Origin of the sequence: Mesorhizobium sp. M1A.F.Ca.IN.020.04.1.1 (assembly GCF_003997315.1) — a bacterium.
Lineage (GTDB): Bacteria > Pseudomonadota > Alphaproteobacteria > Rhizobiales > Rhizobiaceae > Mesorhizobium.
Window position 1 is genome coordinate 1 of record NZ_RZSN01000378.1, and the last position, 1208, is coordinate 1208.

1 protein-coding gene and 1 pseudogene are annotated in these 1208 nt (G+C 51.2%); both read left to right on the top strand.

What is annotated here, in order from left to right:
- Positions 1-1017: hypothetical protein (locus EOA49_RS32005; protein ID WP_127243603.1), on the top strand; the 1017-nt coding region annotated here is incomplete at its 5' end.
- Positions 1007-1208 (top strand): annotated as a pseudogene (locus EOA49_RS32010) (dienelactone hydrolase-related enzyme); the annotation flags it as partial. The gene EOA49_RS32005 and the pseudogene EOA49_RS32010, both read left to right, overlap by 11 nt.

A 1208-nucleotide genomic window follows, 5' to 3' on the forward strand; every position in this document is an offset into this window, starting at 1 on the left:
GGCATACACAACGTGACATATACCCGGGCGGATGGTGTCGTTAAGCAGGTTGGGTTTCTTTGGACAGCGAATTGGACATTCGTCTTCATGGTATTTTTGCCGCTGTTTTTTGCCTTCGTGACCGAGCTAGTGACCTTTTGGAAAGATGAAGGCCGCCCAAAGCTTGTAGCGCAGGGCGACAAGATGGAAAGCGACGATGGCTGGGCGCGCAGCGTAGAAGCTTCTTCGTATTCATATTGGGCGGTATTTTTGATTTGCGTGCTGTTCGCCGGTCTTTTTCAGTGGATCGGCGTGTCATTGATCCCGCTGATGAAAGGTGGTGGCAACTATGCGACGGATTGGGGCTCGTTAGCGATTGTGCGCCCTGAGGTCATATCGGTGCCAGAAGCGGTCGTATTCACCGGGCTCGCTTACCTATACATGTGCCTGTGCTTTTATCTGTTCTTCGTAGGTCTAATTTTGCTCCATACGGTGATCCATGATCTTTGGAGAATTGGAGCATCAGCTAGTAATGGGCCGGAAGTGGATTATCAACACGAGCACAACGAAGCTAGCGTCAGAGTGATGCGTGGAATTTTTCGATGCACTGTTTTGGGTGTTCTTATCGCTATAGTCATGAAGCTCCAGAGTGCTTATCTGACATCGCGTGGAGAAAATATTGTGACTTGGCTGGTCAACGATATGTCTTCCGCCTTCTATGGACGCAGTGATGTGAGCGCCGGGATCAGCTACCGTCGACCGACCCATTACAGTAGCCTTCTTATCGCTATTTCGACTTGTGTTGTTTTTCTCTACGGTTCCATCCGTTTAGGTGTCGAACGTCGGTTTTTTATGCCTTTGTGGAGGATGGCAGCGATCGTCGTGTTACTCGTGGCTGGCTACTTGCTGATCGATGCATTTGCTGGCTTTTCGATCCTTCTGGGCATTGGAGCGCTGCTCGCGATATACGGCCTGATTGATCCCGGATTTGGGCGATGGCAAGCGAGTGAGTTAGGAAACAATCATAGTGTATCATAGTTGGCTTGATCGTTGGGATGAGCAGCGGGCGCGACGCGGTGAGGAAGGGAAGAAAACAACGGATTTCGTCCTTGATGCGGAACGCGCCTTTCCACGCGCGAAGAAGATGGCGAGTATCGAGGAGTTTTGTGTCCTTGCGGACCAGGCCGTGGCTGATCCAGCCTTTTTCGATGAGCCGAGTGGGAGCGATC